This window comes from Arenibacter latericius DSM 15913 (assembly GCF_000424985.1).
GTDB lineage: Bacteria > Bacteroidota > Bacteroidia > Flavobacteriales > Flavobacteriaceae > Arenibacter > Arenibacter latericius.
Genome location: NZ_AUKX01000002.1, coordinates 1 through 25,933, shown reverse-complemented (window position 1 = coordinate 25,933; position 25,933 = coordinate 1). Strand labels below are relative to the sequence as shown.

General features: G+C 37.1%; 20 protein-coding genes. 12 read left to right on the top strand and 8 right to left on the bottom strand.

The window, feature by feature from the left end; translation table 11 throughout:
• Positions 1–75 precede the first annotated feature (75 nt).
• The 3 genes from rnc to H344_RS0101060 all read right to left on the bottom strand — a co-directional run bounded on the left by rnc (position 76) and on the right by H344_RS0101060 (position 2,421).
• Positions 76–813: a ribonuclease III gene (gene rnc, locus H344_RS0101070; protein WP_026808586.1), complete on the bottom strand. Its 738-nt coding sequence runs from the start codon at positions 811–813 to the stop codon at positions 76–78.
• Between the two features lie 11 nt (positions 814–824).
• Complete coding sequence (gene fabF, locus H344_RS0101065) at positions 825–2,075, bottom strand: beta-ketoacyl-ACP synthase II (protein WP_026808585.1); 1,251 nt, start codon at positions 2,073–2,075, stop codon at positions 825–827.
• A gap of 112 nt (positions 2,076–2,187) precedes the next feature.
• Positions 2,188–2,421 carry an acyl carrier protein gene (locus tag H344_RS0101060; protein ID WP_008269813.1) on the bottom strand — a complete coding sequence of 78 codons (234 nt, stop codon included), beginning with the start codon at positions 2,419–2,421 and terminating at the stop codon, positions 2,188–2,190.
• A gap of 161 nt (positions 2,422–2,582) precedes the next feature.
• Here H344_RS0101060 and purN point away from each other — a divergent pair, with 161 nt between their 5' ends.
• The 4 genes from purN (at position 2,583) to H344_RS0101040 (ending at position 6,746) form a co-directional block, all read left to right on the top strand.
• Positions 2,583–3,152 (top strand): phosphoribosylglycinamide formyltransferase, encoded by a 570-nt coding sequence (gene purN / locus H344_RS0101055; protein WP_026808584.1) that lies wholly within the window; start codon positions 2,583–2,585, stop codon positions 3,150–3,152.
• On the top strand, positions 3,152–3,787 hold the full coding sequence (locus H344_RS0101050) for a ribonuclease H1 domain-containing protein (RefSeq protein ID WP_026808583.1): 636 nt from the start codon (positions 3,152–3,154) through the stop codon (positions 3,785–3,787). The genes purN and H344_RS0101050 overlap by 1 nt, the downstream gene beginning before the upstream one ends.
• Before the next feature lie 89 nt (positions 3,788–3,876).
• Positions 3,877–4,803, top strand: coding sequence for a PfkB family carbohydrate kinase (locus H344_RS0101045; RefSeq protein WP_026808582.1), 927 nt, complete (start codon positions 3,877–3,879; stop codon positions 4,801–4,803).
• 44 nt (positions 4,804–4,847) lie between these two features.
• Positions 4,848–6,746 carry an amidophosphoribosyltransferase gene (locus tag H344_RS0101040; protein WP_026808581.1) on the top strand — a complete coding sequence of 633 codons (1,899 nt, stop codon included), beginning with the start codon at positions 4,848–4,850 and terminating at the stop codon, positions 6,744–6,746.
• A gap of 849 nt (positions 6,747–7,595) precedes the next feature.
• Here the strand turns inward: H344_RS0101040 and H344_RS0101025 are convergent.
• Positions 7,596–8,204 carry a superoxide dismutase gene (locus tag H344_RS0101025; protein WP_026808579.1) on the bottom strand — a complete coding sequence of 203 codons (609 nt, stop codon included), beginning with the start codon at positions 8,202–8,204 and terminating at the stop codon, positions 7,596–7,598.
• A gap of 121 nt (positions 8,205–8,325) precedes the next feature.
• On the opposite strand from H344_RS0101025, the gene H344_RS0101020 reads away from it, so the two are divergent.
• From H344_RS0101020 to H344_RS0101005, 4 genes are all read left to right on the top strand, one after another.
• Positions 8,326–11,448, top strand: coding sequence for a UvrD-helicase domain-containing protein (locus tag H344_RS0101020; protein WP_026808578.1), 3,123 nt, complete (start codon positions 8,326–8,328; stop codon positions 11,446–11,448).
• A gap of 8 nt (positions 11,449–11,456) precedes the next feature.
• Positions 11,457–12,650: a glycine C-acetyltransferase gene (kbl, locus tag H344_RS0101015; RefSeq protein WP_026808577.1), complete on the top strand. Its 1,194-nt coding sequence runs from the start codon at positions 11,457–11,459 to the stop codon at positions 12,648–12,650.
• A 112-nt stretch (positions 12,651–12,762) separates the two neighbouring features.
• The gene (locus H344_RS0101010) at positions 12,763–14,124 is read left to right on the top strand and encodes an OmpA family protein (RefSeq protein WP_026808576.1); all 1,362 of its coding nucleotides are present in this window, start codon (positions 12,763–12,765) and stop codon (positions 14,122–14,124) included.
• A gap of 185 nt (positions 14,125–14,309) precedes the next feature.
• On the top strand, positions 14,310–17,060 hold the full coding sequence (locus H344_RS0101005) for a PD-(D/E)XK nuclease family protein (RefSeq protein WP_026808575.1): 2,751 nt from the start codon (positions 14,310–14,312) through the stop codon (positions 17,058–17,060).
• 1 nt (position 17,061) lies between these two features.
• On the opposite strand, the gene H344_RS0101000 is transcribed toward H344_RS0101005, so the two are convergent.
• From H344_RS0101000 to H344_RS0100985, 4 genes are all read right to left on the bottom strand, one after another.
• Positions 17,062–17,772 carry an SDR family oxidoreductase gene (locus H344_RS0101000; RefSeq protein ID WP_026808574.1) on the bottom strand — a complete coding sequence of 237 codons (711 nt, stop codon included), beginning with the start codon at positions 17,770–17,772 and terminating at the stop codon, positions 17,062–17,064.
• A gap of 234 nt (positions 17,773–18,006) precedes the next feature.
• On the bottom strand, positions 18,007–19,023 hold the full coding sequence (locus tag H344_RS0100995) for an acyl-CoA dehydrogenase family protein (protein ID WP_026808573.1): 1,017 nt from the start codon (positions 19,021–19,023) through the stop codon (positions 18,007–18,009).
• Entirely contained in the window at positions 18,974–19,597 is a 624-nt protein-coding gene (gene pnuC, locus H344_RS19515) for a nicotinamide riboside transporter PnuC (RefSeq protein ID WP_051253997.1), read from the bottom strand. Before pnuC ends, H344_RS0100995 begins: the two co-directional genes overlap by 50 nt.
• Before the next feature lie 331 nt (positions 19,598–19,928).
• Complete coding sequence (locus H344_RS0100985) at positions 19,929–20,681, bottom strand: DeoR/GlpR family DNA-binding transcription regulator (RefSeq protein ID WP_026808572.1); 753 nt, start codon at positions 20,679–20,681, stop codon at positions 19,929–19,931.
• A gap of 313 nt (positions 20,682–20,994) precedes the next feature.
• On the opposite strand from H344_RS0100985, the gene H344_RS19510 reads away from it, so the two are divergent.
• The 4 genes from H344_RS19510 to H344_RS0100965 all read left to right on the top strand — a co-directional run bounded on the left by H344_RS19510 (position 20,995) and on the right by H344_RS0100965 (position 25,927).
• On the top strand, positions 20,995–22,620 hold the full coding sequence (locus H344_RS19510) for a glycerol-3-phosphate dehydrogenase/oxidase (protein ID WP_051253995.1): 1,626 nt from the start codon (positions 20,995–20,997) through the stop codon (positions 22,618–22,620).
• Between the two features lie 18 nt (positions 22,621–22,638).
• Positions 22,639–24,135 carry a glycerol kinase GlpK gene (gene glpK, locus H344_RS0100975; protein ID WP_026808571.1) on the top strand — a complete coding sequence of 499 codons (1,497 nt, stop codon included), beginning with the start codon at positions 22,639–22,641 and terminating at the stop codon, positions 24,133–24,135.
• Between the two features lie 21 nt (positions 24,136–24,156).
• Entirely contained in the window at positions 24,157–24,885 is a 729-nt protein-coding gene (locus tag H344_RS0100970; RefSeq protein ID WP_026808570.1) for an MIP/aquaporin family protein, read from the top strand.
• Positions 24,886–25,024: 139 nt separating this feature from the next.
• Entirely contained in the window at positions 25,025–25,927 is a 903-nt protein-coding gene (locus tag H344_RS0100965; protein ID WP_026808569.1) for an IS1595 family transposase, read from the top strand.
• Positions 25,928–25,933: the final 6 nt, after the last annotated feature.

Genomic DNA, 25,933 nt, shown 5'->3' with positions numbered 1-25,933 from the left:
GAAACAAGCCTAGTCTACGGGTCCTATAAAACCACCTTAGCACTACGAAAACGTTGGAGTTCACTATATTTTCCGTTAAGATTTCTTTATTTTATCCTGCAATGCAAAGTATGCTCTTTTCGCCGCTCTCTCCTCAGCTTTCTTCTTGGAAGTAGCCCTAGCCTTAGCCACCACTTTATCATCTATGGTTAATTTTACAGCAAAATGCTTTACAGCATCATTGCCTGTATCCTCATAAACATCAAAGTTAAAAGATTTTTTTTGCTTTTGGCACCACTCGATCACCAAACTTTTGTAGCTAATTACCTTCCCTTCTAACTGCTCTATATCAACATAAGGCGCTATAACCATTTCAGATATAAACTTTTCACAATATTTATAACCTCTATCTAGGTAAATAGCTCCTACCAAGGCTTCAAAAACATTACCGTGAATATTGTCTCCAAAACGAGATTTAGGGATTTTACTTTCCACAAAATCTATAAGTCGCAGGTCTTTCCCCAACTCATTGAGGTGTTCTCTACTCACAATTTTAGACCTCATTTTAGTTAGGTAACCCTCATCACCATCGGGAACTTTTAAATACAGATGCTTAGATATTATAGTCCCCAACATGGCGTCACCTAAAAATTCTAGGCGTTCGTAATTAATGGGGTTTCCGTCTTTATCTTTCTTATTGACAGAGCGATGAACAAAGGCTTTTTTAAAAATCTCTATTTTTTTGGGCTTAAAACCCAATATTTTCCTCATTCCCAAAAAAAAATCCCCATCCTGTTTGGAATGGGAATAAAATAAATTGGTAGGAAAGTTCATAACCTGATGACTTAACTAATTTTTTTGAAAATAATACATGCATTATGTCCTCCAAAACCAAAAGTATTGCTCAATGCAACATTCACTTCTCGTTCCTGTGCTTTGTTAAGCGTCAGGTTTAGTTTCGGATCTATATTCTCATCTACCGTGGTATGATTTATTGTTGGTGGCACCAAGCCGTGTTCCATAGCCAATATAGAGGCAATAGCTTCCACTGCACCAGCGGCACCCAATAAATGCCCCGTCATAGATTTTGTAGAGTTGATATTGATATTTGGAGCATGCTCTCCAAAAACCTTTGAGATTGCTTTTAATTCCGCTACATCACCTAAAGGAGTAGAGGTACCATGTGTATTAATGGCATCTACATCTTCTGGCTTCATCCCAGCATCTTTTAAGCAGTTCTCCATAACACGTACCACTCCGGTTCCCTCGGGATGTGGAGCAGTCATGTGATAAGCATCACTAGACAATCCACCACCAGCAACTTCGGCGTATATCTTTGCACCCCTTGCTTTGGCGTGCTCGTATTCTTCTAATATTAAAGCACCAGCTCCTTCTCCTAAAACAAACCCATCCCTTGTAGCATCAAATGGTCTAGAAGCCGTTTCAGGTTCGTCATTTCTTGTAGAAAGTGCATGCATTGCTCCAAAACCACCCATTCCTGCGATGGTCACAGCAGCTTCACTACCTCCAGTTACTACCACATCACAATACCCTAAACGGATAGTGTTTAATGCATCTATAATTGCATTAGCAGCAGAAGCACAGGCAGAAACCGTAGTATAGTTAGGTCCCATAAATCCATGCTTTATGGAAATGTTCCCAGGAGCTATATCTGCAATCATTTTTGGAATAAAGAAAGGGTTGAACCTTGGGGTTCCATCACCTTCAGCAAAATTTAAAACTTCATTTTGAAAAGTTTCCAAGCCGCCGATTCCTGCTCCCCAGATAACTCCAGTTCTAAATTTATCTATTTTATCTAGATCAAGACCAGAATCTTTTATGGCCTCATCAGAGGCGATAAGAGCATATTGAGCAAACCTATCTAGTTTACGTCCTTCTTTTCTATCAAAGTAATCTTCAGTATTATACCCCTTTAACTCACAGGCGAATTTTACTTTAAATTTCTCCGTATCGTAATAGGTAACAGGTGCAGAGCCGCTTTTGCCGCTCTTAAGACCTTCCCAATACTCTTCTATATTATTGCCTATGGGCGTTAAAGCACCTAGACCAGTAACCACAACTCGCTTTAATTGCATTGAAACAAATTTTTGTTTAACCTAAATAAGTAGTGCGTAAATTAAAAAAAATTATCCATGCAGCGTCGTTACCACATGGATAATTTTGAAACTTGTTCAAGAAATCATAAAATTACTTGGCTTCTTCTATATAACTTATAGCTTGACCAACTGTAGCAATGTTTTCCGCTTGATCGTCTGGAATCTGAATGTCAAATTCCTTTTCGAATTCCATTATCAACTCAACAGTATCCAATGAATCCGCGCCTAAGTCGTTGGTAAAGCTAGCTTCGGTTACCACTTCGTTCTCGTCAACACCTAACTTATCTACGATGATAGCTTTTACTCTTGATGCAATGTCTGACATAATAATATCGTTTTTAAAAATTTAAATTGATTGGCAAAAATAAAAAACTTTAGATTAATAACACCATTTGTGGTTAAAATGTGACCCAAATTAATAAATTTAAACACAAGAGTGCTATTTTAGCCTAAAATTATTTTCCTATTACAACCCCAAATCATCACATGAAAAGAATTGTACTATTCGCTTCCGGTTCTGGCTCCAATGTTGAAAATATAATCAATTATTTTCAAGATAGCAATGAGGTTAATGTTAAATGCGTACTTTCCAACAACAAGGAAGCAAAGGTATTTGATCGTTGCAATAGACTAAAAGTTAGTGCACTATATTTTAACAGAACTTCCTTTTACCAATCGGACTGTGTATTAGAGATCCTTAAATCTTTTAATCCAGATCTAATTGTACTAGCAGGTTTTTTATGGAAGATTCCAGAAAACCTCATTCAAAACTTTCCCAACAAAATTGTAAATATCCATCCTGCTTTGCTCCCGAAATACGGTGGCAAGGGAATGTATGGCATGCATGTTCACAAATCGGTAAAAGACAATAATGAAACCGAAACCGGCATTACCATTCATTATGTAAATGAAAATTATGATGAAGGCGCCATAATTGCACAGGAAAAAGTAACTCTAGAGGCAACGGACACCCCGGAAACCATAGCAAATAAAGTACATCAATTGGAGTACAAACATTTCCCAAAGGTGATTCACAAAATTGTAATGGAGCAATAATGGCCAAAAACAATAAGTTCTATACCGTTTGGAAAGGCCATAAGCCAGGAATCTACCAAAGTTGGAAAGAATGCAAGGCCGCTATCACCAATTACAAAGGAGCACAATATAAATCGTTCCCTACTTTTGAGACAGCCAAAAAAGCCTTTGATGGAAATTATGAAGACCACAAAGGCAAACAAGCCACTACCTCATCTCTTTCTAAAGAACAATTTCTTAAGATAGGAAGCCCCAATTACAATTCTATATCCGTAGATGCCGCATCTAGTGGCAACCCTGGAATTATGGAATACCGCGGGGTAGACACCAAGACCAAAAAAGAACTCTTTAAACAAGGCCCCTTTAAACAAGGAACCAACAATATTGGCGAATTCTTAGCCCTAGTACACGGATTGGCTTTTTTAAAACAACACAACAGCAATAGGATTATCTACACAGACTCCAAAACAGCAATGAGTTGGGTTCGCAAAAAAAAGTGCAATTCAAAACTAGAAGAATCTACAAAAAACAAAGAAGTATTCGACCTTGTTAGACGGGCAGAAAACTGGTTAAAAACCAATTCTTACAACACAGTCATCGTAAAATGGGAAACCAAGGCCTGGGGGGAAATACCTGCAGATTTTGGTCGGAAATAAAATAACAGTGTTTTTTTTATAAAATTTGAATTCTATAGGTATGGGATTGGCAGTTCAAAATCATATCTTTGCACAAATTTTAAAACTTAATGGGTAAACTATTAATTGTAGGCACCGTTGCCTTTGATGCTATTGAAACCCCTTTTGGGAAAACTGACAAAATTCTTGGTGGAGCAGCAACCTTTATAGGCTTAGCCGCTTCTCAATTTGATTTAGAATCGGCCATAGTTTCAGTAGTAGGTGAAGATTTTCCACAAGAATATCTAGATTTATTAACCAGTAAGAATATTGATATCACCGGATTACAAGTGGTAAAAGGAGGCAAAACCTTCTTTTGGAGCGGTAAATATCACAACGATTTAAATTCTAGAGACACCTTATCCACAGAATTAAATGTTCTAGCAGATTTTGAACCCAAAGTTCCTGATAACTTTAAGGATGCTGATGTAGTAATGTTGGGAAATTTACATCCCAGCACTCAGTTGAGTGTAATTAATCAAATGCAAGAACGACCAAAGCTAATAGTATTGGATACCATGAATTTTTGGATGGACAATGCATTAGACGAACTAATGGAAGTAATTAAGCATATAGATGTAATTACCATAAACGATGAGGAGGCCAGACAACTTACCAATGAATATTCTTTGGTAAAAGCGGCTGAGAAAATCCAGCAAATGGGACCCAAATTCATCGTAATTAAGAAAGGGGAACACGGGGCCTTACTATTCCACGAATCCAAAGTATTCTTTGCTCCTGCCCTTCCGTTGAAGGAAGTGTTTGACCCTACTGGAGCAGGAGACACTTTTGCTGGTGGATTTTCTGGCTATTTAACACAGTCTAAGAATGCTAGTTTTGGCAACCTTAAACGCGCTGTAATACACGGTTCTAATCTCGCCTCATTTTGCGTAGAGAAATTTGGAACCGAACGCATGAAAAATTTAGACAAAAAAGAAGTTAATAATAGGTTGATTCAATTTAGGGAATTAACCCAATTTGATATTGAATTACAATAATAATATGCCTTGAACTATCAAGGCATTTTTAATTCTAGAAGAAAATGAGCGACGCCATTAAACACGAATGTGGAGTTTCCCTAATAAGGTTGCTAAAGCCATTAGAGTATTACAAAGAAAAGTACGGTACTGCATTTTACGGAGTAAACAAGATGTACCTAATGATGGAAAAACAGCATAACCGCGGACAGGACGGGGCTGGTTTTGCCAGTATTAAGTTAGATATGGAGGTAGGCGAAAGATATATGAGTCGAGTTAGATCCATAGATAAGCAACCAATTCAGGATATATTTTCCCAGATCAACGATAGGATAAATACAAGCTTTAAGGAACATCCGGAATATGCCGATGATGTTGCCAAACAAAAAAGACATATTCCCTATATAGGTGAAGTTTTATTAGGACACGTGCGTTACGGTACCTTTGGTAAAAACAGTATAGAAAATGTACATCCTTTTCTAAGACAAAACAACTGGATGCACCGAAACCTAATTGTTGCCGGAAACTTTAACATGACCAATGTTAATGAACTTTTTGACAACCTCATCCAAATTGGTCAACATCCTAAAGAAAAGGCCGATACCGTTACGGTAATGGAAAAAATAGGTCACTTTTTAGATGATGCAGTAGCAAAACTATACAAAGAGGTAAAAAAGGAAGGCTACAACAAAAGAGAAGCTTCCCCACTTATTGCAGAAAGATTAAACGTAGCCAAAATCTTAAAAAGGGCAGGAAAAAACTTCGATGGAGGTTTTACAATGGCCGGATTATTAGGTCACGGAGACTCTTTTGTTCTTAGAGATCCAGCAGGAATAAGACCTGCTTATTATTACATGGACGATGAAATTGCAGTAGTGGCTTCTGAAAGACCCGCCATTCAGACCGTTTTCAATGTAGACTTTGATGATGTAAAAGAACTAGATCCAGGTCATGCCATTATCATCAAAAAAAATGGCACTGTCAAAATCAAAAAAATCATAGAACCTACAGAAAGAAAGGCATGTTCTTTTGAGCGTATTTATTTTTCTAGAGGAAGCGACAAGGAAATATATCAGGAAAGAAAAGAACTAGGAAAACTCCTTTTCCCTTTAATCTTAAAGTCTATTGATGAAGATATAAGAAATACCGTCTTTTCCTATATCCCTAACACTGCCGAAACCTCTTTCTTTGGGATGGTAATTGCAGCACAGAATTACCTAAATAAAAAGAAAGAAGAGCAAATTCTTTCCATTGGTAGAAGAATTACTGCAGAAGAATTACATTCTATTTTAGAAGTACGTCCAAGAATAGAAAAAGTAGCCATAAAAGACGCCAAGTTAAGAACGTTTATAACTCAGGATAGTAGTAGAGATGATTTAGTTGCACACGTATACGACATCTCTTATGGTTCTGTAAAAAAGGGAGACAACCTAGTTATTATAGACGATAGTATTGTAAGAGGAACAACTCTTAAAAAGAGTATACTCGGTATATTAGACCGTTTATCGCCCAAGAAAATTGTAGTGGTGTCTTCTGCTCCACAGATCCGCTACCCAGATTGCTACGGGATAGACATGGCTAAGCTAGAAGATTTCATCGCATTTAGGGCTGCTTTAACCTTACATGAAGAGCAAAATACGATGCATCTTGTGGAAGAGATTTACCAAAAATGTCTTAAGCAGGTACACAACAAAGATACCGACGTAATAAACTATGTAAAAGAGTTTTACGCTCCATTTACTGATGATGAAATTTCTGATAAAATTGGAGAGCTATTGAGTCCGACCGATATTAAAGCAGAAGTCCAAATAATCTATCAAACCATCGATAACCTTCACCAAGCATGTCCTAAGAATTTAGGAGACTGGTATTTCACGGGAGATTATCCTACCCCAGGGGGTAACAGGGTGGTAAATAGGGCTTTTATAAACTTTTATGAAGGCAAGAACGAAAGAGCATATTAACATTTACTTATTATAAATTAACAAAAAAGTGTATTTCATCGATAATTAACACTTTTCAACGCAATTATAATTAAAATCGAACTGAGCACTACTACTTTAGTATCACCATAGCATAAGTAGGTTTAAGTTCATGGTAAGATTTGGGGCAAAAAAGGCGGGGATTTCCCCGCCTTTTTTATTGTTTAAAATTCAGCCCCCTCTATCTCAAAATCCAAGCCGCTTTATTTTAAGGAAATTGGCCACAAACATGTATTTCAACCTATTTAAGAGACGTTCAACCAAAACCTTTTCTCCCTTCCAATGCTATACATATGTTTGTTATACCATAGCATAAGTAGGTTAAGTTCATGGTAAGATTTGGGGAAAAAGGCAGAGTTTAAAACTCTGCCTTTTTATTTTTAAACAAGAGATTTATACCCTCTTTTAATATCTCCTCTACTTCCTCCAAACCCCATTACTTTACGTTAGCTTCAATTAGACTACCAAAACTCCTGCTGTATTAACCAAACTTAGCAGGATAAAAAACTTACAACCTTTGATTATTGAAAATCAGTATTTTAACAAAAATAATTGCCATCTATGCAATCATTTATCTGTTTACATAGGATATATGATTGAAAATTTCATAAAAAAACTTTTTTATATCTCCCATTACCATTATTTTAGTCTCGCCATAGCATAAGTAGGTTAAGTTTATGGTAAGATTTGGGATGAAAAGGGTGGAGATTTCTCTGCCCTTTTCTATTTTCTACCATCTCGCCAGAATAAAAAAATCCCGTCCTAATTCTATGATTAAGACGGGACTTAAATATTTTACCAACACGCTGTTAACGGTGGCAAAAGATTAAATTACTTGTTGCTTGCGTAAGCAGCAGCTACTTTCTCCCAATTTACCACGTTAAAAAAGGCATTAATATAATCTGGCCTTCTGTTTTGGTAATTTAAGTAGTAAGCGTGCTCCCATACATCTAAGCCTAAGATTGGGAATCCACCGCAACCTGTATCTGGCATTAATGGGTTATCTTGGTTAGGAGTAGAGCAAATTTCTAACTTCCCACCTTTATGTACACAAAGCCAAGCCCAACCAGAACCAAATCTAGTTCCTGCAGCTTTAGAAAAAGCATCCTTAAAGGATTCAAAAGAACCAAAACTAGATTTAATCGCATCAGCTAATTCGCCAGTAGGCTCACCGCCTCCGTCTGGAGACATAATATCCCAAAACAAGGAATGGTTATAAAAACCTCCTCCATTATTTCTAACTGCGGCGTTGGACATATCCATATTTTTCAACAAATCCTCAATGGATTTGTTTGCCATATCGGTTCCCTCAATAGCATTGTTTAAATTGGTAGTATACCCATTATGGTGCTTGGTATGGTGTATTTCCATGGTCCTAGCATCAATATGAGGTTCCAATGCGTCATACGCATAGGGTAACTTCGGTAGTTCAAAAGCCATAATTATTATGTTTTTTTAAGTTAAATAATGTTGTTTCCCAAAATTAACAATTTAAGTTAGATTTTCAGCTAAATATTTGTTAAGAACTATTGAATATTGCTTAATTTGCAGCTAAAACGACGTGCAAGAGGCTCCTTACAATATATACAACGCATCTGCAGGTTCAGGTAAGACTTATACCCTTGCTAAAGAATACCTGAAAATTATCCTTTCCTCCGATTTTAATAAGAGTTATAGAAATATTCTCGCCATTACATTTACCAATAAGGCAGTAAATGAAATGAAGCAACGAATCTTAGGAAGTCTTTTTGCTTTTGGTAAAATAAGCGCAAATTCTGATACTCCCCCAATGCTATTAGATATTTCTAAAGAGCTAGGAGTTGAAATTCATATCTTACAAAAAAGAGCTAAGCAAACCCTTAAAGAAATTTTGCACAACTATGCTTTTTTTGACGTTTCTACAATTGATAAATTTACCCATCGCCTCATTAGAACTTTTGCCAAGGATCTTAAGTTGCCACAAAATTTTGAGGTGGTATTAGACACCGACCTTCTATTAGATGAGGCAATTGCCAAATTACTAAATAAGGCGGGTAGCGATGCAGCCTTAACGAAAGTTTTAATAGACTTTGCACTAGAAAAAATTGACGAAGATAAAAGCTGGGATATCGCAATTGACCTGCACAATGTTGGAAAGCTACTCTTTAACGAAAATCATCATCCTCATCTTAAAAAATTTGAAGAGAAAAAGCTCGATGACTTCCTTGTTTTAAAATCCACCTTAATTCAAAACGTTAAAATATTAGAGGCAGAAATTAAAGAAGACGCCCAAAACGTCCTAGATATAATAGAAGAGAATGGCTTAGAATTCAACAACTTTAAGTCCAGCTACTTTCCGAAATTCATTCATAAAATAGCATCCGGGGATTTAAAGATAGATTTTAAAGCCGGTTGGAAACAAAAGTTCGATTCAGATCCTTTATATACCAAGAGTTGCCCACAGGGCATAAAAGATATTTTAGACGGACTCCATTCTCAGTTTAACCACTATTTTCAGCGTATTAAAGAAAATAATACTGCGCTATCTCTAATGCGGAACGCCTACAACAACCTAGTTCCTTTAACCGTATTAAATGCTATACAACAAGAGATAAAATCTTTAGAAACAGAACGAGATCTATTACCTATCTCCTCCTTTAACAGTCTTATTTCTAACGAGATAAAAGATCAACCGGCACCGTTTATTTACGAAAGGATTGGGGAAAAATACCGACATTATTTTATTGATGAGTTTCAGGATACCTCTCAAATGCAATGGAACAACCTTACCCCATTAATTGGCAACGCCTTGGAAAGTGAGGATGACTTGGGAAAAATTGGTTCCGTAATGCTAGTAGGTGATGCTAAACAAGCCATATACCGTTGGAGAGGAGGAAGAGCAGAGCAGTTTTTAAATCTAATTAATACAAAAGAAAATCCATTTGTATTTCCACCCACAACCACAAACCTTCCTGCCAACTATAGAAGTCATGAAGAAGTCATCAAATTTAATAATAATTTCTTCACTGTTACTAGTCCGTTTTTAGAAAACAGCACTTATAATGAATTATTTATAAAAGGCAACCAACAAGCGTACAACAGCAAAAAGGGAGGCATGGTTCAATTGTCTTTTATAGATCCCGATGCGGATGTAGACGAAGGAGAGTTGTACTGCAAAACAGTTTTAAACACTTTAGAGCAGGTCTTAGAGAAAAATTACTCTCTAAAAGATATCTGTATCCTTACTAGGAAGAAAAAAGAAGGAATTCTTTTGGCAGATTTCCTTATGCAACACAACATCCCTATAATTTCATCTGAAACCCTATTACTGAACAGCAATCCTAAGGTTCGGTTTTTAATTGATCTGCTTCGATACAGCCTACAACCCACAGATTTAGAAGTTAGTTTTAACATTATATCCTTTCTTTTTAGCGGTAAAGAGAACTTACATCAATATATTCATGCCCACTTACAAGAGGTCGCTACCCTATTAGCAGAACAGTATGGATTTAACATAGAAACGTTGAAGCAATCTTCCGTTTATGACGGCTTGGAAAATGCCATTAGAAAGTTCGATTTGGCAGAAACTTCGGATGCTTATATTACTTATTTATTAGATGTAGTACAGGAAGTAGAACAAAAAGAAGGTGCCAATAGTCAAGTATTTCTAGCCCATTGGGAAAAGAAGAAAAGTTCTTTAAGTATTACAGCACCAGAAAATGTGGATGCTGTGCAGATAATGACAATCCACAAGTCCAAAGGCCTAGAATTCCCTATTGTTATATATCCCTTTGCCAACACTAATATATACGAAGAAATAAACCCCAAATTATGGATTCCAGTTCCAGAAGAATCGTTTAATGGTTTTACAGAGCTATTAATCAATAAAAATCAAGAAGTAATTACCTATGGCGAGATGGCTGAGTCTATATATAATGAAGAGCAGCACAAGCTAGAGCTAGATGCCTTTAATCTTTTATACGTGGCATTAACTAGAGCAGAAAAAGCCCTATATATTATTTCTAAGAAGGACCTCACCCAGAAAGGAGAACACAAAACGAAATATTATTCGGGATTATTTATTCACTATCTAATAGAGAAGGGGTTATGGCAAGAAAGTCAACTTCAATACCAGTTTGGAGCGTTAGAAATTGCTAATAGCACTTTAAATCAAAATGACACACAAGAAAACATTCCATACCTTTATAGTCATAAAGACCGACCCGAATTCCGCATCTTAACAAAATCTGGAGCGCTTTGGGATACTGAAAGGGAAACAGCTATTAGCAAAGGGAATTTAGTCCATTTGATTTTAGGCCAAATTAAAACTAAGGAAGATATTGAAAATGCGATTAAAAGCGCTGTTAAAAACGGGGACCTTCCACAGGTAGATTATAATGAGGTAAGAGAAAATATCTCCGCAATTGTAGAGCACTCCAAATTATCTGAATATTATAGTCCTGATGTAGTTATTATGAACGAACAGGATATACTTACGGTGGACGGAAAGATACTAAGACCAGATAGAATTGTAATAAACAACAATGAGGCTACAATAATTGATTATAAAACTGGAAAGAAAAATAACGCATATCACCAACAACTTTATGCCTATTCAGAGGCCTTGGAAAAGATGGGATATAAAATAAAAGACAAAATAATTGTTTATATCAACGACGATATTATATTAGACTTTATTATTTAACAAAAGACATGTACGGAAAAATTAAATCACATTTACAGGAAGAATTGGTCGCTATTAAAGAAGCGGGCCTTTACAAAGAGGAAAGAATTATCACCACACCTCAAGGGGCGGTAATTAAAATTGATACTGGACAAGAGGTAATCAATTTCTGCGCAAATAACTATTTGGGATTATCATCTCACCCAGAGGTAATACAAGCAGCAAAAGATACTTTAGACTCCCATGGATTTGGTATGTCTTCTGTACGCTTTATCTGTGGCACCCAAGATATCCACAAACAATTGGAGAAAAAGATAGCAGAATTCTACGGAACTGAGGATACCATATTATATGCTGCTGCTTTTGATGCCAATGGTGGGGTTTTTGAACCTTTATTAGGTCCTGAAGATGCTATTATATCGGACTCACTAAACCACGCCTCCATTATTGATGGGGTAAGGCTATGTAAGGCAAAAAGATACCGATATGCCAATAATGATATGGCAGATTTAGAGGCTCAATTAAAACAAGCCAATGCAGACGATGCTAGGTTTAAGATAATTGTAACCGATGGCGTATTCTCTATGGATGGACTAGTAGCCCCCTTAGATGAGATTTGTGCTTTGGCAGATAAATACGATGCCATGGTGATGATAGACGAATGCCACGCTACCGGTTTTATTGGTGAAACAGGCATTGGAACTCTAGAGGAAAAGAATGTAATGGACAAAGTAGATATCATTACAGGAACTTTAGGAAAAGCCATGGGGGGAGCAATGGGCGGATATACAACCGGCAAAAAAGAGATTATTGAAATCCTTAGACAACGTTCAAGACCCTATTTATTTTCTAACTCCTTAGCCCCTGCAATTGTTGGCGCCTCTCTAAAGGTATTTGAAATATTAGAAAGGGATAATAGTCTAAAGGAAAAACTAGACGAAAACACCAAGTATTTTAAAGAGGGAATGAAAAAAGCAGGCTTTGATATTATCGACGGAGACTCTGCTATTGTCCCAGTTATGCTCTACGATGCCAAATTATCTCAGAAAATGGCAGAAATGCTCCTTGAAAAGGGAATTTATGTAATTGGTTTCTTTTTCCCTGTTGTACCAAAAGGTAAAGCTAGGATTAGAGTACAACTTTCTGCAGCACATGAAAGAGCTCATTTAGACCACGCAATTAAAGCATTTACGGAGGTTGGAAAAAGCCTGAACGTAATTTAAATGAGGCCTTTTCCAAACTTTTTGAGTCAAAAAAACTAATTAAATGATTTTGTTAATAGTTATTAACAACTTACATTTGCAGCTAATAAACACTTAACTTAAAATATTGAACATGAAACATCTTAGCAAATTATTGGTTGCTGCTTTACTTCTGGTAGGCTTCAACAACATACAAGCGCAAGACGAAAATAATCCTTGGCAAGTAAGTTTCGGGGCAAATGCTATTGACGTCTTCCCAACCGGAGATGTTAGCAGCTTCGGAAAGGAGTTCTTCAATGTATCTGAGCACTGGAATGTATTGCCATCTATCTCCTATGTTGGAGTATCTAAGTACGTAGGTAGTGGTTTTTCTATCGGAGCAAGAGGTTCATTAAACCGCATTGACAAATGGGGTGATATGAAGGTAGACGACCTTTCTCATTACGCTTTAGATGGTACAATTAAATATGCTTTCTTAAATAACACTGTTATCGATCCTTTTGTTGAAATCGGTGGTGGTTACACTTGGATGGATGAAATTGGAGCTGGTACTATTAATGGTGGCGTTGGACTTAATATCTGGTTTACCGATAACATTGGTTTAACTTTACAAACTGCTTATAAGCATGTATTTGAAGATTATGCTACTCCTAGCAGCCCTGCAGCAATCACTCATTTTCAGCATTTAGCTGGTCTTGCCATTAAATTTGGTGGTGTAGATACTGATGGTGATGGTGTATATGACAAAGACGATGCTTGTCCAGAAATTCCTGGTTTAGCTGAATTTAACGGTTGTCCAGATTCTGACGGAGACGGTATTCCAGACAAGGATGACGAGTGTCCTAACGCTGCTGGCTCTAAAGAAATGAACGGATGTCCTGATACTGACGGAGATGGTATTGCTGATAAAGATGATGCTTGTCCTAACGAAGCTGGCCCTGCTGCTTTAAACGGATGTCCTGATGCTGATGGTGACGGTGTTGCCGATAAGGATGATGAGTGTCCTAATGAGGCTGGTCCTGCTGAAAACAAAGGATGCCCATGGCCTGATACTGACGGAGACGGTGTATTAGATAAAGACGATAAGTGTCCTGAAGTTGCTGGAACTGTAGCTAACCAAGGTTGTCCTGAGGTTACTGAAGAGGTTCAGAAGCAGTTAAACGAGTTTGCTAGAACTATCTTATTTGATACTGGTAAATCTTCTATCAAAGCTTCTTCTACTTCAACTATGGTAGATATTATTAAAATTCTTAATGAGTACCCAACTGCTAAGTTTACAGTAGAAGGACATACTGACAGTACAGGTAGCAACTCATTAAACCAGAAACTTTCTGAGTCTAGAGCACTTTCTGTTAAGCAGTTCTTAGTAGACAAAGGAATTGAAGAGTTCAGATTATCTGCTGTAGGTTACGGTGAGGATAAGCCAATAGCTACTAACAATACAGCTAAAGGAAGAGAACAAAACAGAAGAGTTGAAATCAACTTAGTAAAATAATTACTAGTTACTTCTAAAAGTATATTAAAAGCTCCGCAATTGCGGAGCTTTTTTTGTTTAAACCTATGCCAAGAATAAACTTAAGTGATATTCTATTCCCTACACATTTAAGCCATCATCTACGTGCTTAAATCCAATCTATACCCTATATTTAGCCTATAGATTAATTGTCAAAATCAACACTAGTGAAAAGTTTTCTTCAACAGATAGTAGACCATCTTTTAAACACCTACCCTTCCCTAGACAATATTGTATTAGTCCTTCCTAGTAAAAGAGCAGGGACAGTATTAAGAACTGCTATAGCAAAGACAGCTAACAAAACTTGTTTTGCCCCAAAAATTTATAGCATAGAAAACTTTGTAGAGCATATTTCCGAATTGGAAACTGCTAGTAGCACCGAACAGCTATTTACACTATACAAAGCCTACTTAACTCTTGAGGTAAAGGAAAAGGATAACTTTTCCACTTTTGCAAAATGGGGCCAAATTCTACTACAGGATTTTAATGAAATTGATCGCTATTTAATAAACCCTAAAGATATATTCTCCTATTTAGCCGATGTACAGGAAATAAACCACTGGTCGCTTCAAAAAGATAAAAGCGAAATTATTTCTAACTATATCGAATTTTGGAACCAATTACACCCTTTATATACAACTTTCAATCAATTACTAAAGAGTAACAATATAGGCCATCAGGGACTTATATACCGTACCGCCTGTGAGCATTTGTCTCAATACCTTAATAACAACAGTAGTAAGACCCATGTTTTTATTGGTTTTAACGCTCTAAATACGGCCGAATCCTTTATTATTCAGGAAATACTATCTAAAGGTAATGCGGAAATCTTTTGGGACAGCGATCCTTATTTTTTAAATGATCCAGTCCATGATGCAGGCTATTTTATAAGACAACACCTAAAGTCTTGGCCTTCCTTAAAGAATAAACCACTAAAAGGCATTACGAACTATTACTCGGACAATAAAAACATAAACATCATAGGAGTCCCAAAAAATGTTTCACAAACCAAATATGTGGGGAACCTCCTATTAGAACTACAACAAGAAAATCCGGATATCCTAAAAAACGCTGCCATAGTCCTTGGAGACGAAAATCTTTTAAACCCGCTCCTAAACTCTATCCCCCAAGAAATAGATACAGTAAATATTACCATGGGCTATCCATTAACTAGTACGCCATTAGCAAGCCTATTCACTCAGTATTTAGAGCTATACCTAAAAAGAGATGGGGAAGGATGGTACTTTCAGCAGGTATTAGATTTTCTATCACACCCCTATATTCAAATACTATTTACCAACAACAAAACAAACCATGCTAGTATACTGGCAGAAACAATTAAGAAGAACAATTGGGCCTTTGTAAATCCAAGCAACCTTAGATCTGCTGCCCCTGATATTATTGAGCTAATAGATTTATTGTTTTATGAAAGACAATCCGACGGTTCTCAATTTTTAAATAACAGCCAAGAGATAATCCTTAAACTAAAAAACAAGTTTTCTAGATCTAAAGACCATTTGGGGCTTGAATATCTATATAAGTTTTATTCGCTCTTCAACCAACTTCAGGAAATGCTTGCTGAACATGCGTTTATAAACGACTTAAGATCTATGGAAAGTCTGTATACAGAGTTACTTAGAACAGAAACGCTTGACTTCCAAGGAGAGCCTCTAGAAGGGCTACAGATAATGGGAATGTTAGAAAGCAGGGTTTTAGATTTTGAGACCATCATACTGACCTCTGTTAATGAAGGCATCCTCCCATCGGGGAAATCTAATAACTCTTTTATTCCATTCGACTTAAAAAAGGTATACCAACTACCCACATACAAAGAAAAGGATGCCGTTTATACCTATCACTTTTACCGACTATTACAGAGAGCAAAAAATATATACCTAGTATACAATACAGAACCCGATGTATTGGAAGGAGGGGAAAAGAGTAGATTGCTAACACAGCTACTTACGGATGAAAACAAAATTCCTCAAATAACGGAAATTATTGCTGCCCCAAAGATACCTACCTCTCCTAAAACCTTACAATCCATAAATAAGGATGTGCCACTAATGGATTTAATTAAAAAACATGCTAACAGTGGATTCTCCCCTACCTCATTAAGCAATTATATACGAAACCCCATAGACTTCTATAAAAGAAACTTATTAGGAATAAACGATGTAATGGAAGTAGAAGAGACCGTAGCGAGTAATACCTTTGGTACCATTGTTCATGATAGCCTAGAAGATTTATACAAGCCATACCTCAATCAATTTCTAGACGCTAGTATGATACAAAGCATGCAAGGAAAGGTTAAGGCTACCGTTTTACATCATTTTGCAAAAAGTTTCGCAGAAGGAGACATCTCTAAAGGGAAAAACCTCATAGCATATCAGGTAGTCCTTAGGTATATTTCTAATTTTCTAGCCATGGAGCTAGAAACTATAAAAAAGCACAAAATAAAGATTTTAGGAATTGAAGAGAATTTAAAATTAGAGCTTTCAGTACCCGGAGTAGAGTTCCCTATTACCTTAAAAGGAAAACTAGATCGTATTGATGAGAAGGACGGGGTTATTAGGATTATTGATTACAAAACCGGCAGAGTAACCCAAACTCAGGTAGCGTTAGTGGAATGGGATACCCTTATTGAAGAGTACGAATATAGCAAGGCCTTTCAGTTACTTTGTTACGCCTTAATGTACAATGCTACTACACCGGTTAACAATATAGAAGCAGGTATTATCTCTTTTAAAAATCTAAACTCGGGAGTTCTAAGTTTTGCTACCAAAGAAAAAAAGGGCAGTAGAACCAAGGATAATCAAATTACCCAAGAGACTATTGCCCTATTTACCACTGCTTTAAATAAGCTTATATCCGAAATCTGTAATCCAGACGTTCCTCTAACTGAAAAGGAGGTATAGCTTATTTTTTATCGGGTCTTGTTGGCCTTACTTCAATTTTACTTGGTAAGGTTCTAGGGTTCATACGTAAGAGATCTAAAACCAAATCGCCTATGTCTTCAGGTTGAATTTTCCATGCATCCTTGTCCGAAGGCTCATTATTATTAAAGTGAGTCGCCACAGATCCAGGCATTATAGTAGAGACTTTTATATCATATCCCCTTAGGTCTAACATGGCTGCTTGAGTAAATCCTACTACTCCAAATTTACTGGCATTATATCCAGCTCCATTCGCAAAAAAGTTAGTTCCTGCAAGACTAGCTAGGGTTATATAATACCCCTTACTCTTCTTTAGAGCCTCCACAGAAGCCTTTAGCGTGTGGTACGCCCCTGTTAGGTTAGTATTTATCATCTGATGCCAATGATCATCAGAGAGTTGATCTATGGGGGCGAAATGACCTACACCAGCATTAGCGAGCACTACATCTACGCTCCCCCACTTTGCAACAATTTGAGAAATAGCCTTATTCTCATCCTCAAGTTTAGTAACATCTGATTCTAGCGCAAACACATTTTCTTCAGTTCCTAATTCTTTTGCAGCTTTCGTTACGGTATCTAAGTTTCTACCGCTAACGGCCACCTTCATTCCTGCTTGTAACAATTTTTGGGCTACTCCGTACCCTATTCCTTTAGATCCGCCTGTTATATAGGCAACTTTACCTTTTAGTTCCATTAATTTATCTTTTAGTCCAAGATAAAATTATAAGTCATGATGACGAAAAATAAGTCGTTATAGTTTTCTTAAAGAATTGGCTAATACAACCATCCCTATCTAGTAAATTATCTCATCGAAAACCGATAATACCATGAAAGGAATATACCAATTACAAAACAACACCCGCCCGTAACCGTTCGGGCAAGCCCGCCTGATTACCTACGCGCAAGCACAGGAGAATTTAACTGATACCTAACGAGTAAAAATATGATGCTGAGTGGCAGTAAAATAATCCCGAAAAATTTGATTAATCTGATGATTCTCCCTGCTTGCTGCTACTCCAAGAAAGGGATAGAGTTTAACAATAGAATCTGTTATGGATTTAACCGAATCTACTGCTTGGGAATGGATCTTTACAACCTTATCTTCCGAACAAACTAATTGATTGGAAATTGCATCTTCCATCTCTTGGGCAAATCCTATCATATTTTTATCGGCATGAGCAATAGTGTCTTCTATAGTAACCAACTGTTCAGTTGGTAAAATTGCAGTTGCTTCTTCCAAAAAATGTTGAGCCATCCCAATATAATTGGCCCAAAGGGTTAGATCGGCAAAAGCGGAAAAGGGAATTTTAAAGATTGGATAATCTAGCAATACCTGGTTGTAAAGAAAACTATATTTTTCATTTACCACCACCTCTTTTACATCAAAAGAATGAGTTACGGTAGCCTTTAATCCCATAGTATTCCAGTTCTCTATAATTTCTACTTTGTCTTTAGGGAGTAAAAAAGATCGAATCATAGGAGAACCATCTGCATTCTCTAACTCTTTACCATCTTCCATGATTTTAGCATTTAGGGTGAAATGAGTAAGATAATCAGCCCCTGTAGCATAGTGCCATCTCCCCGAAATTATATACGAATCTCCTTGTTTTTCGGCCTTACCAAATACGCCTCCACTACCACCAAAACAGATCTGAGATGCATTTACCCCAAATATTTTTTGCGCCACTGTAGGCTGCAGATTACCAATAAAAAAATTGGCACCACTGCATAAGGTAATTGTCCACCCTAAGCTCCCATCAATCTTGGCGAGTGATTTAAGTTGACCCAACCCTTCTACCAAGGACATTTGAAGACCTCCAAATTCTTTAGGCACCCAAATATTCCAAAGATTTTCATTTTGTATCCAGTCTAAAACCGCCTTTGGGAATCGGTCTTTATTTAAGCACAGCCCCCTTAGCTGGGTTATATTTTTCTTGTCTTTCATTTCTAACAATTGAACGCCATTTTAAATACCCAGAAGTCCCCACCATAAATAAAAAGATGGTTAAACCTGCGTAGATGTATAAGCCCTTATAAAATAGAAGGGGTATAGAAATTATATTACTGATATTGAGATATATCCAATTCTCAAGCTTTCTTTTCGCCATTAACCACATCCCTGCCCAAGCGAATGCTACTACAATAGCATCCCAAAATGGAACATCGGAATTGGTGTGGTATCGCAACCAATAGGCCATTAAGAGAAAGCAACCCAATACAATCCCAAGCGCTTTTAAATGATCTTGGGTAGTAGAACCGGAAATAGGGGCTTCCTCTTTATGCTTTCCAAATTTCCAATATACCCAACCATAAATACTCATTACAAAATAATACAGGCTCAGTAAGATATCTGCATACAATTTAGAGTGATATAGTACATATATCCCCAATAGAATGGATACAATACCAAATAAGTAGTTATTAACATTATTATTTCTGGCTAGAAGGACTTGAGTAACTCCAAAGGCAGTTCCTAAAGCTTCTAGTACGGTAAGGTTCGTTAAAAAATCCGCTATCATTAATCTTTATATTAAGCAATGAAATGGGACGATGAATCAAGAGAAGTACTATGGACACCCATAAACTAAAATCCCTACGCCGGCATTATCCGGATCAGGTACAGCGTAAAAGCGCTCTTGGGTATCATCTCAGCCTACATAAATTAGTAAGCACCCCATTTAATTGGCAAAGCTATGATTAATATGGGGATAAACTAAACAGGAATTGGTAAAAGTTTCGCATTCGGAAACTAACACCTATTCGGAGACATATTAGCTTTAAAAAATATAAAGCCTATTACAAAATAACTAACTCTATATGTGGTGATGTAAATTCAATATTGAAAAAGCATCAAACTACTGTAACTAAAATCCCCATATCTTCTAGCTTGTCTAACACTGTTGAAGAAACCCCTTTATCGGTAATAATATGATCTATCTGATCTAGATTACATATTTTGGCAAAGCTCTTTTTACCAAATTTTGAAGAATCTGCCAATACAATTGTCTTCTGTGCAGAGGATAACATCTTCCTATTTAATTGAGCTTCCTCTAAGTTTGTTGTGGTAAGGCCATAATCTAAGTCTATCCCATCTACCCCTAAAAAAAACTTACTACAGGAAACGTTCTCCAGAATCTGCAATGCATAACTTCCCACTACAGAGGCAGAACTATGCCTTACATAACCACCCAACTGCAAAACATCTACATCTCTAAATTTTATAAGTTCTAGAACCACATGTACAGAGGAGGTAATCACCATTAATTTACCAATTGGTTTGCTAAATTTGGCCAATGCCTGAACCGTTGTTCCAGATCCGATCAAAATAGAATCATTTTCAACTATAAGAGCAGCTGCAGCCTGTGCGATTCCCGATTTCTCTTCTACAGATATTTTCTCTTTTTCCGTAACATGCCTATCATTTATATAGGGATCTTCCAAAGAAGCGCCGCCATGGGTACGAAATAAAAGACCTTTCTCTTCTAAAAACTTAAGATCTTTTCTTATGGTGACCGCAGAAACACCTAACAGTTTACACAGATCCAATACCTCAACATATTTTTCTTGGGCAAGTTTCTCCAATATAATTTGGTGTCTTTTCATAATTATTGGTTTTTCAATGGTTTTGAATTTTATTTAGCACTAAGCACAAATACCATAAGCTCTTATAGAGAACAAAATTAAAACATCTAAACGAAACCTTACGAAGATATCAAAATTAAGGTTAAAATCATTTTTCCAATCTAATAATAAAATAATCTAAAACACTTAAAAAGACAAATAACCCCTATACTTTAGTGTTTTTCGAAGAACATATAATAAGCCAACTTTTTAATTAGGCTTCAATAATTTTCATTTTTGTTGTATAATATTTTTATTTAGGATAATTTTAACTAATATTGAATGATTTTGAAACATAACGAAAGTGGATTTATTTAAGAGAGAAACAATAATAAAACAATTAGACTCCCCAGAAAAGTGGGATATTATCATTATTGGGGGTGGCGCTACCGGTTTAGGTGTTGCTCTAGATAGTGTTGTTCGTGGCTATAAAACTTTATTACTAGAGCAAGTAGATTTTGCCAAGGGCACCTCTAGCAGGAGCACAAAGTTGGTGCATGGCGGCGTACGTTATTTAGCCCAGGGCGACTTAGGTTTAGTGAAAGAAGCATTATACGAAAGAGGCTTAATGTTAAAAAACGCACCTCATCTGGTAAAAAATCAGTCTTTTATTATTCCTAATTACAAGTGGTGGGGAGGAATGTTCTATACCATAGGATTAAAAATCTACGATGTTCTTGCGGGTAGATTGAGCTTAGGTAAATCTATTCATATTAACAGCAAAGAAACTGCAAGTAGATTAAGAACAATTAAAACTCATAAATTAAAGGGAGGCGTGCTTTACCATGATGGACAATTTGACGATTCTAGACTAGCCGTTAATATTGCCCAAACCTGTATAGAACAAGGTGCGACGCTTCTCAACCATTTTCAAGTGACCCAACTCACAAAAGATGGTGAAGGTATAGTAAATGGAGTAGTAGGAAAAGACATGGAAACCGATAAAGAATATGTACTACCTGCCAAAGTGATTATTAACGCCACAGGTGTATTCACAGACCAAGTTTTAAAAATGGATAATAAAGATGCCAAAAATATGGTTCGCCCTAGCCAAGGAATCCATTTGGTCTTGGACAAATCATTTTTACCAGGGAAAGATGCAATTATGATTCCAAAAACAGATGATGGAAGAGTACTATTTTTAGTGCCATGGCACAATAGAGTGTTAATTGGTACTACAGACACCATTCTAGATGACCACAGCCTAGAACCCGTTGCACTTCAAAAAGAAATTGACTTTATAATAAAAACGGCAAACAACTACCTTTCTAAAAAGGTCACTAGGTCAGATGTACTAAGTATTTTTGCTGGACTAAGGCCGTTGGCAGCGCCTAAGGATGACTCAGAAAAAACCAAAGAAATCTCTAGAAGCCATAAGATCATTGTTTCTAAATCGGACTTGATTACAATAACAGGAGGTAAATGGACCACGTATAGAAGGATGGCGCAAGATACCATTGACAAAGTAATTAGAATTGGAAAATTACCCAAAAAAGAATGCGCCACACAACACCTTCCCATTCATGGATCGTTAAATATTCAACACGGTGAAGATCATTTATACGTCTACGGAACCGATAGAAACGCTATTTTAGAATTAGCGGTTAATTCTCCCGATTTGGGAAAAAAACTACATCCTAAGTTAGAGTTTATTGGTGCAGAGGTAGTCTGGGCTACTAGATATGAGATGGCAAGAACCGTAGAGGATGTATTAGCACGCAGGGTAAGAGCATTATTTTTGGATGCCAAAGTCTCAATTGAAATGGCTCCAATAGTGGCTGAAATAATGGCTTTGGAACTAAATAAAGATCTAACCTGGCAAAAAAAACAGATTGAAGATTACAACGCATTAGCCATGCACTATGTTCTACAAAACAAACCCAATACTACACCAGAAAAAAGAAAATTAATCAACTTATAACCAAGATTTTAAGAACATATGGAAAAGTTTATACTCGCCCTAGATCAGGGTACCTCAAGTTCTAGAGCTGTTATTTTTGACAAGAAAGGAAACATTGTTTCCACAGCCCAAAAAGAGTTCACTCAATACTTTCCAAAACCAGGCTGGGTAGAACACGATCCTATTGAGATATGGTCAACCCAAGCTGGCATGGCTGCAGAGGTAGTCACAAAAAAAGGGCTTAGTGGAGCCAATATAGCAGCAATAGGCATCACCAACCAAAGAGAAACTGTTGTAGTTTGGGACAAAAATACTGGCAAACCCGTATATAATGCCATAGTTTGGCAAGATAAACGCACCTCCGATTATTGCGATTCCCTAAAAGCCAATGGGAAATCGGACTTAATTCGAGAAAAAACCGGATTGGTTATTGATTCCTACTTCTCGGCAACCAAAGTAAAATGGATCTTAGACAATGTAAAGGGTGCTAGAAATCGTGCAGAAGCTGGTGAATTACTATTTGGCACAATAGATTCTTGGCTAATCTGGAAAATGACCCAAGGAGAACAGCACATTACCGATGTTACTAATGCCAGCCGGACATTACTATTTAACATTAACACCTTGGAATGGGACCAAGAACTCTTAGACTTGTTTACCATTCCAAAAACTATGCTGCCTCTGGTTAGGCAATCAAGCGAAATTTACGGATACACACATCCCAACTTCTTCGCAACTAAGATTCCTATAGCGGGCATCGCAGGTGATCAACAAGCCGCCTTATTTGGCCAAATGTGCACAAAACCCGGAATGGTAAAAAACACCTATGGTACAGGATGCTTTATGCTAATGAATATTGGAGAAAAACCGATCATCTCTACCAACAACCTCATAACTACTATAGCTTGGCAAATAAATGGCAAAACCCAATATGCTTTGGAAGGAAGCATTTTTATAGCTGGCGCAGTGGTTCAATGGTTAAGAGATGGCCTTAATATAATTAACAACTCTTCTGACGTAGAAAAGCTAGCCCAATCTGTCGCAAGTTCCGATGGTATATATTTGGTGCCTGCCTTTGCAGGCTTAGGAGCACCACATTGGAATCAAAAGGCAAAGGGCACTATTTTCGGACTCACCAGAGGCAGTACTGACGCCCATATTGCTAGGGCTGCACTTGAATCCATAGCGTATCAAACCATGGATATTTTAAAAGCTATGGAGGCCGATTCTGGAGTTACTATAAAAGAACTTAGGGTAGATGGGGGCGCGACGGTTAATAATCTGATGATGCAATTTCAATCCGACGTTTTAAATACGAATACCGTAAGGCCTAAAATGATTGAAACAACGGTAATGGGCGCGGCATATTTAGCAGGACTGGCCGTTGGTTACTGGAAAGATCTAGACGAAATCCAAAAAATATGGCAAACCGACGTACACTTTTCTCCAACTGAAGAACAATCTGAAATAAAAAAAGGGATTGAAGGTTGGTATAGGGCAATTGAAGCTTTACAATATTGGACAGAGCAAAACTAATAACCTAATACATACTTATATATGACACCATTTATAGCAGAAATTATCGGCACCATGTTACTAATCCTTTTGGGAGGAGGCGTAGTCGCTAATGTAGTCTTAAATATGACCAAAGGACAGAACAGTGGCTGGATTGTTATTACCACCGGTTGGGCTTTAGCCGTTTATGTTGGCGTTGTTGTTGCCTCTCCATATAGCGGCGCTCATCTTAATCCAGCAGTGAGCATAAGCCTGGCCGTTGCAGGACTATTTCCATGGATAGAAGTGCCTTATTATATTCTTGCTCAGTTTATTGGCGCAATGATAGGAGCATTCTTAGTTTGGGCAATGTATAGAAGACATTTTGAGGCGACTAATGATATTAATTTAAAAAAAGCGGTGTTCTGTACCGATCCCGCAATCCGGGATACCAGCGCCAATTTCATTAGTGAAGTAATAGGTACCTTCGTTTTAATATTTGCAGTGCTCTATTTTACGGATGCTACAATTTTAGACCAGAAAACTGTTATAGGACTTGGATCTTTGGGAGCACTTCCTGTTGCCTTTGTTGTCTGGGCCATTGGATTATCGTTGGGAGGCACAACCGGTTACGCCATAAACCCTGCTAGAGACCTAGGACCCAGAATTATTCATGCAATCTTACCCATAAAAGGGAAAGGAAGCAGCGACTGGAGTTATGCTTGGATTCCAGTAGTAGCTCCAATCTTAGGAGGTACAATTGCCGCTTTACTCATGCTAGCACTGTCTTAGCGTAGAATCATATTTATAAACAAAATCTCATCATTGAATCTAAAATACGTCACACACTAACACGCTCATATAGAGACATATTCTTTTATTGAGTTAGTCACTTAAATGCTGTATCTTGTCACCAATAAAACTAAGCATTATGGAACAATTTACAGGGCAAAGTATACTGAACTTTATAAAGGAATTACCTGATGACGATGCTTGTAAGGCCTATTTGGCAAAAATAAAATGGCAGGACGGCTTTACCTGCATGAAATGTGGACATACAAAAGGCTGTGAGAAATCTGGATACAAATATCAATGTTATGGGTGCCAACATGTTGAAAGTTCAACCGCCAACACGTTGTTCCATAAGGTTAAATTTGGATTGCAAAAGGCATTTTGTGTCGTATTTGAAATGAGTACAAGCAGTAAGAGTGTTTCGAGCATACAAATGGGAAAACGATTTGACATTCGACAGGGCACAGCTTGGTATTTTATGCAAAAAGTTAGAAATGCTATGAAAAGTAGTCAAAACTATCCTCTGTCAGAGTTGATCCATGTCGATGAATTTACTGTTGGCGGAAAAGAACAGGGCAAACAGGGAAGGAGCTACGATTCAAAAAAGAAAAAGGCTGTTATAGCAGTAGAATTGAGTAAAAAGCAACAGGTCAAGCGGGTCTATGTCAGGTCCATTGACGATTACTCCGCAAAATCGTTAACGCCAATATTCGAGGAACACATCAGTACTACGGCCCAGATCGTCACTGATAAATGGAGAGGTTACGAACCTTTAAAAAAGCGGTACAATATTGAACAGAAATTTAGTGACAACGGTAAAAACTTTAAAGAACTCCATATTATAATCATGCAATTAAAATCTTGGCTAAGAGCAATACCGACCCATGTTACCAAATGGCATATACAAGCTTACTTTGATGAATTTTGTTTTAGGATTAATCGCTCTCAGTTTAAACAGAGTATTTTCCATAAAACAATAGAAAGAATGGTCATAGCAAAACCTATCTACCATAAAGATATAAAGCAGACGCTAAGTGTATAACTCAAT

Coding starts and splice junctions, on each gene's coding strand:
- pnuC (WP_051253997.1), bottom strand. CDS start 19,597: ATGATAGCGGATTTTTTAACGAACCTTACCGTACTAGAAGCTTTAGGA.
- fabF (WP_026808585.1), bottom strand. CDS start 2,075: ATGCAATTAAAGCGAGTTGTGGTTACTGGTCTAGGTGCTTTAACGCCC.
- H344_RS0101045 (WP_026808582.1), top strand. CDS start 3,877: ATGGGTAAACTATTAATTGTAGGCACCGTTGCCTTTGATGCTATTGAA.
- purN (WP_026808584.1), top strand. CDS start 2,583: ATGAAAAGAATTGTACTATTCGCTTCCGGTTCTGGCTCCAATGTTGAA.
- H344_RS0100995 (WP_026808573.1), bottom strand. CDS start 19,023: ATGAAAGACAAGAAAAATATAACCCAGCTAAGGGGGCTGTGCTTAAAT.
- kbl (WP_026808577.1), top strand. CDS start 11,457: ATGTACGGAAAAATTAAATCACATTTACAGGAAGAATTGGTCGCTATT.
- glpK (WP_026808571.1), top strand. CDS start 22,639: ATGGAAAAGTTTATACTCGCCCTAGATCAGGGTACCTCAAGTTCTAGA.
- H344_RS0101060 (WP_008269813.1), bottom strand. CDS start 2,421: ATGTCAGACATTGCATCAAGAGTAAAAGCTATCATCGTAGATAAGTTA.
- H344_RS0101040 (WP_026808581.1), top strand. CDS start 4,848: ATGAGCGACGCCATTAAACACGAATGTGGAGTTTCCCTAATAAGGTTG.
- H344_RS0101050 (WP_026808583.1), top strand. CDS start 3,152: ATGGCCAAAAACAATAAGTTCTATACCGTTTGGAAAGGCCATAAGCCA.
- H344_RS0100965 (WP_026808569.1), top strand. CDS start 25,025: ATGGAACAATTTACAGGGCAAAGTATACTGAACTTTATAAAGGAATTA.
- rnc (WP_026808586.1), bottom strand. CDS start 813: ATGAACTTTCCTACCAATTTATTTTATTCCCATTCCAAACAGGATGGG.
- H344_RS0101000 (WP_026808574.1), bottom strand. CDS start 17,772: ATGGAACTAAAAGGTAAAGTTGCCTATATAACAGGCGGATCTAAAGGA.
- H344_RS0101010 (WP_026808576.1), top strand. CDS start 12,763: ATGAAACATCTTAGCAAATTATTGGTTGCTGCTTTACTTCTGGTAGGC.
- H344_RS0100970 (WP_026808570.1), top strand. CDS start 24,157: ATGACACCATTTATAGCAGAAATTATCGGCACCATGTTACTAATCCTT.
- H344_RS0101025 (WP_026808579.1), bottom strand. CDS start 8,204: ATGGCTTTTGAACTACCGAAGTTACCCTATGCGTATGACGCATTGGAA.
- H344_RS0100985 (WP_026808572.1), bottom strand. CDS start 20,681: ATGAAAAGACACCAAATTATATTGGAGAAACTTGCCCAAGAAAAATAT.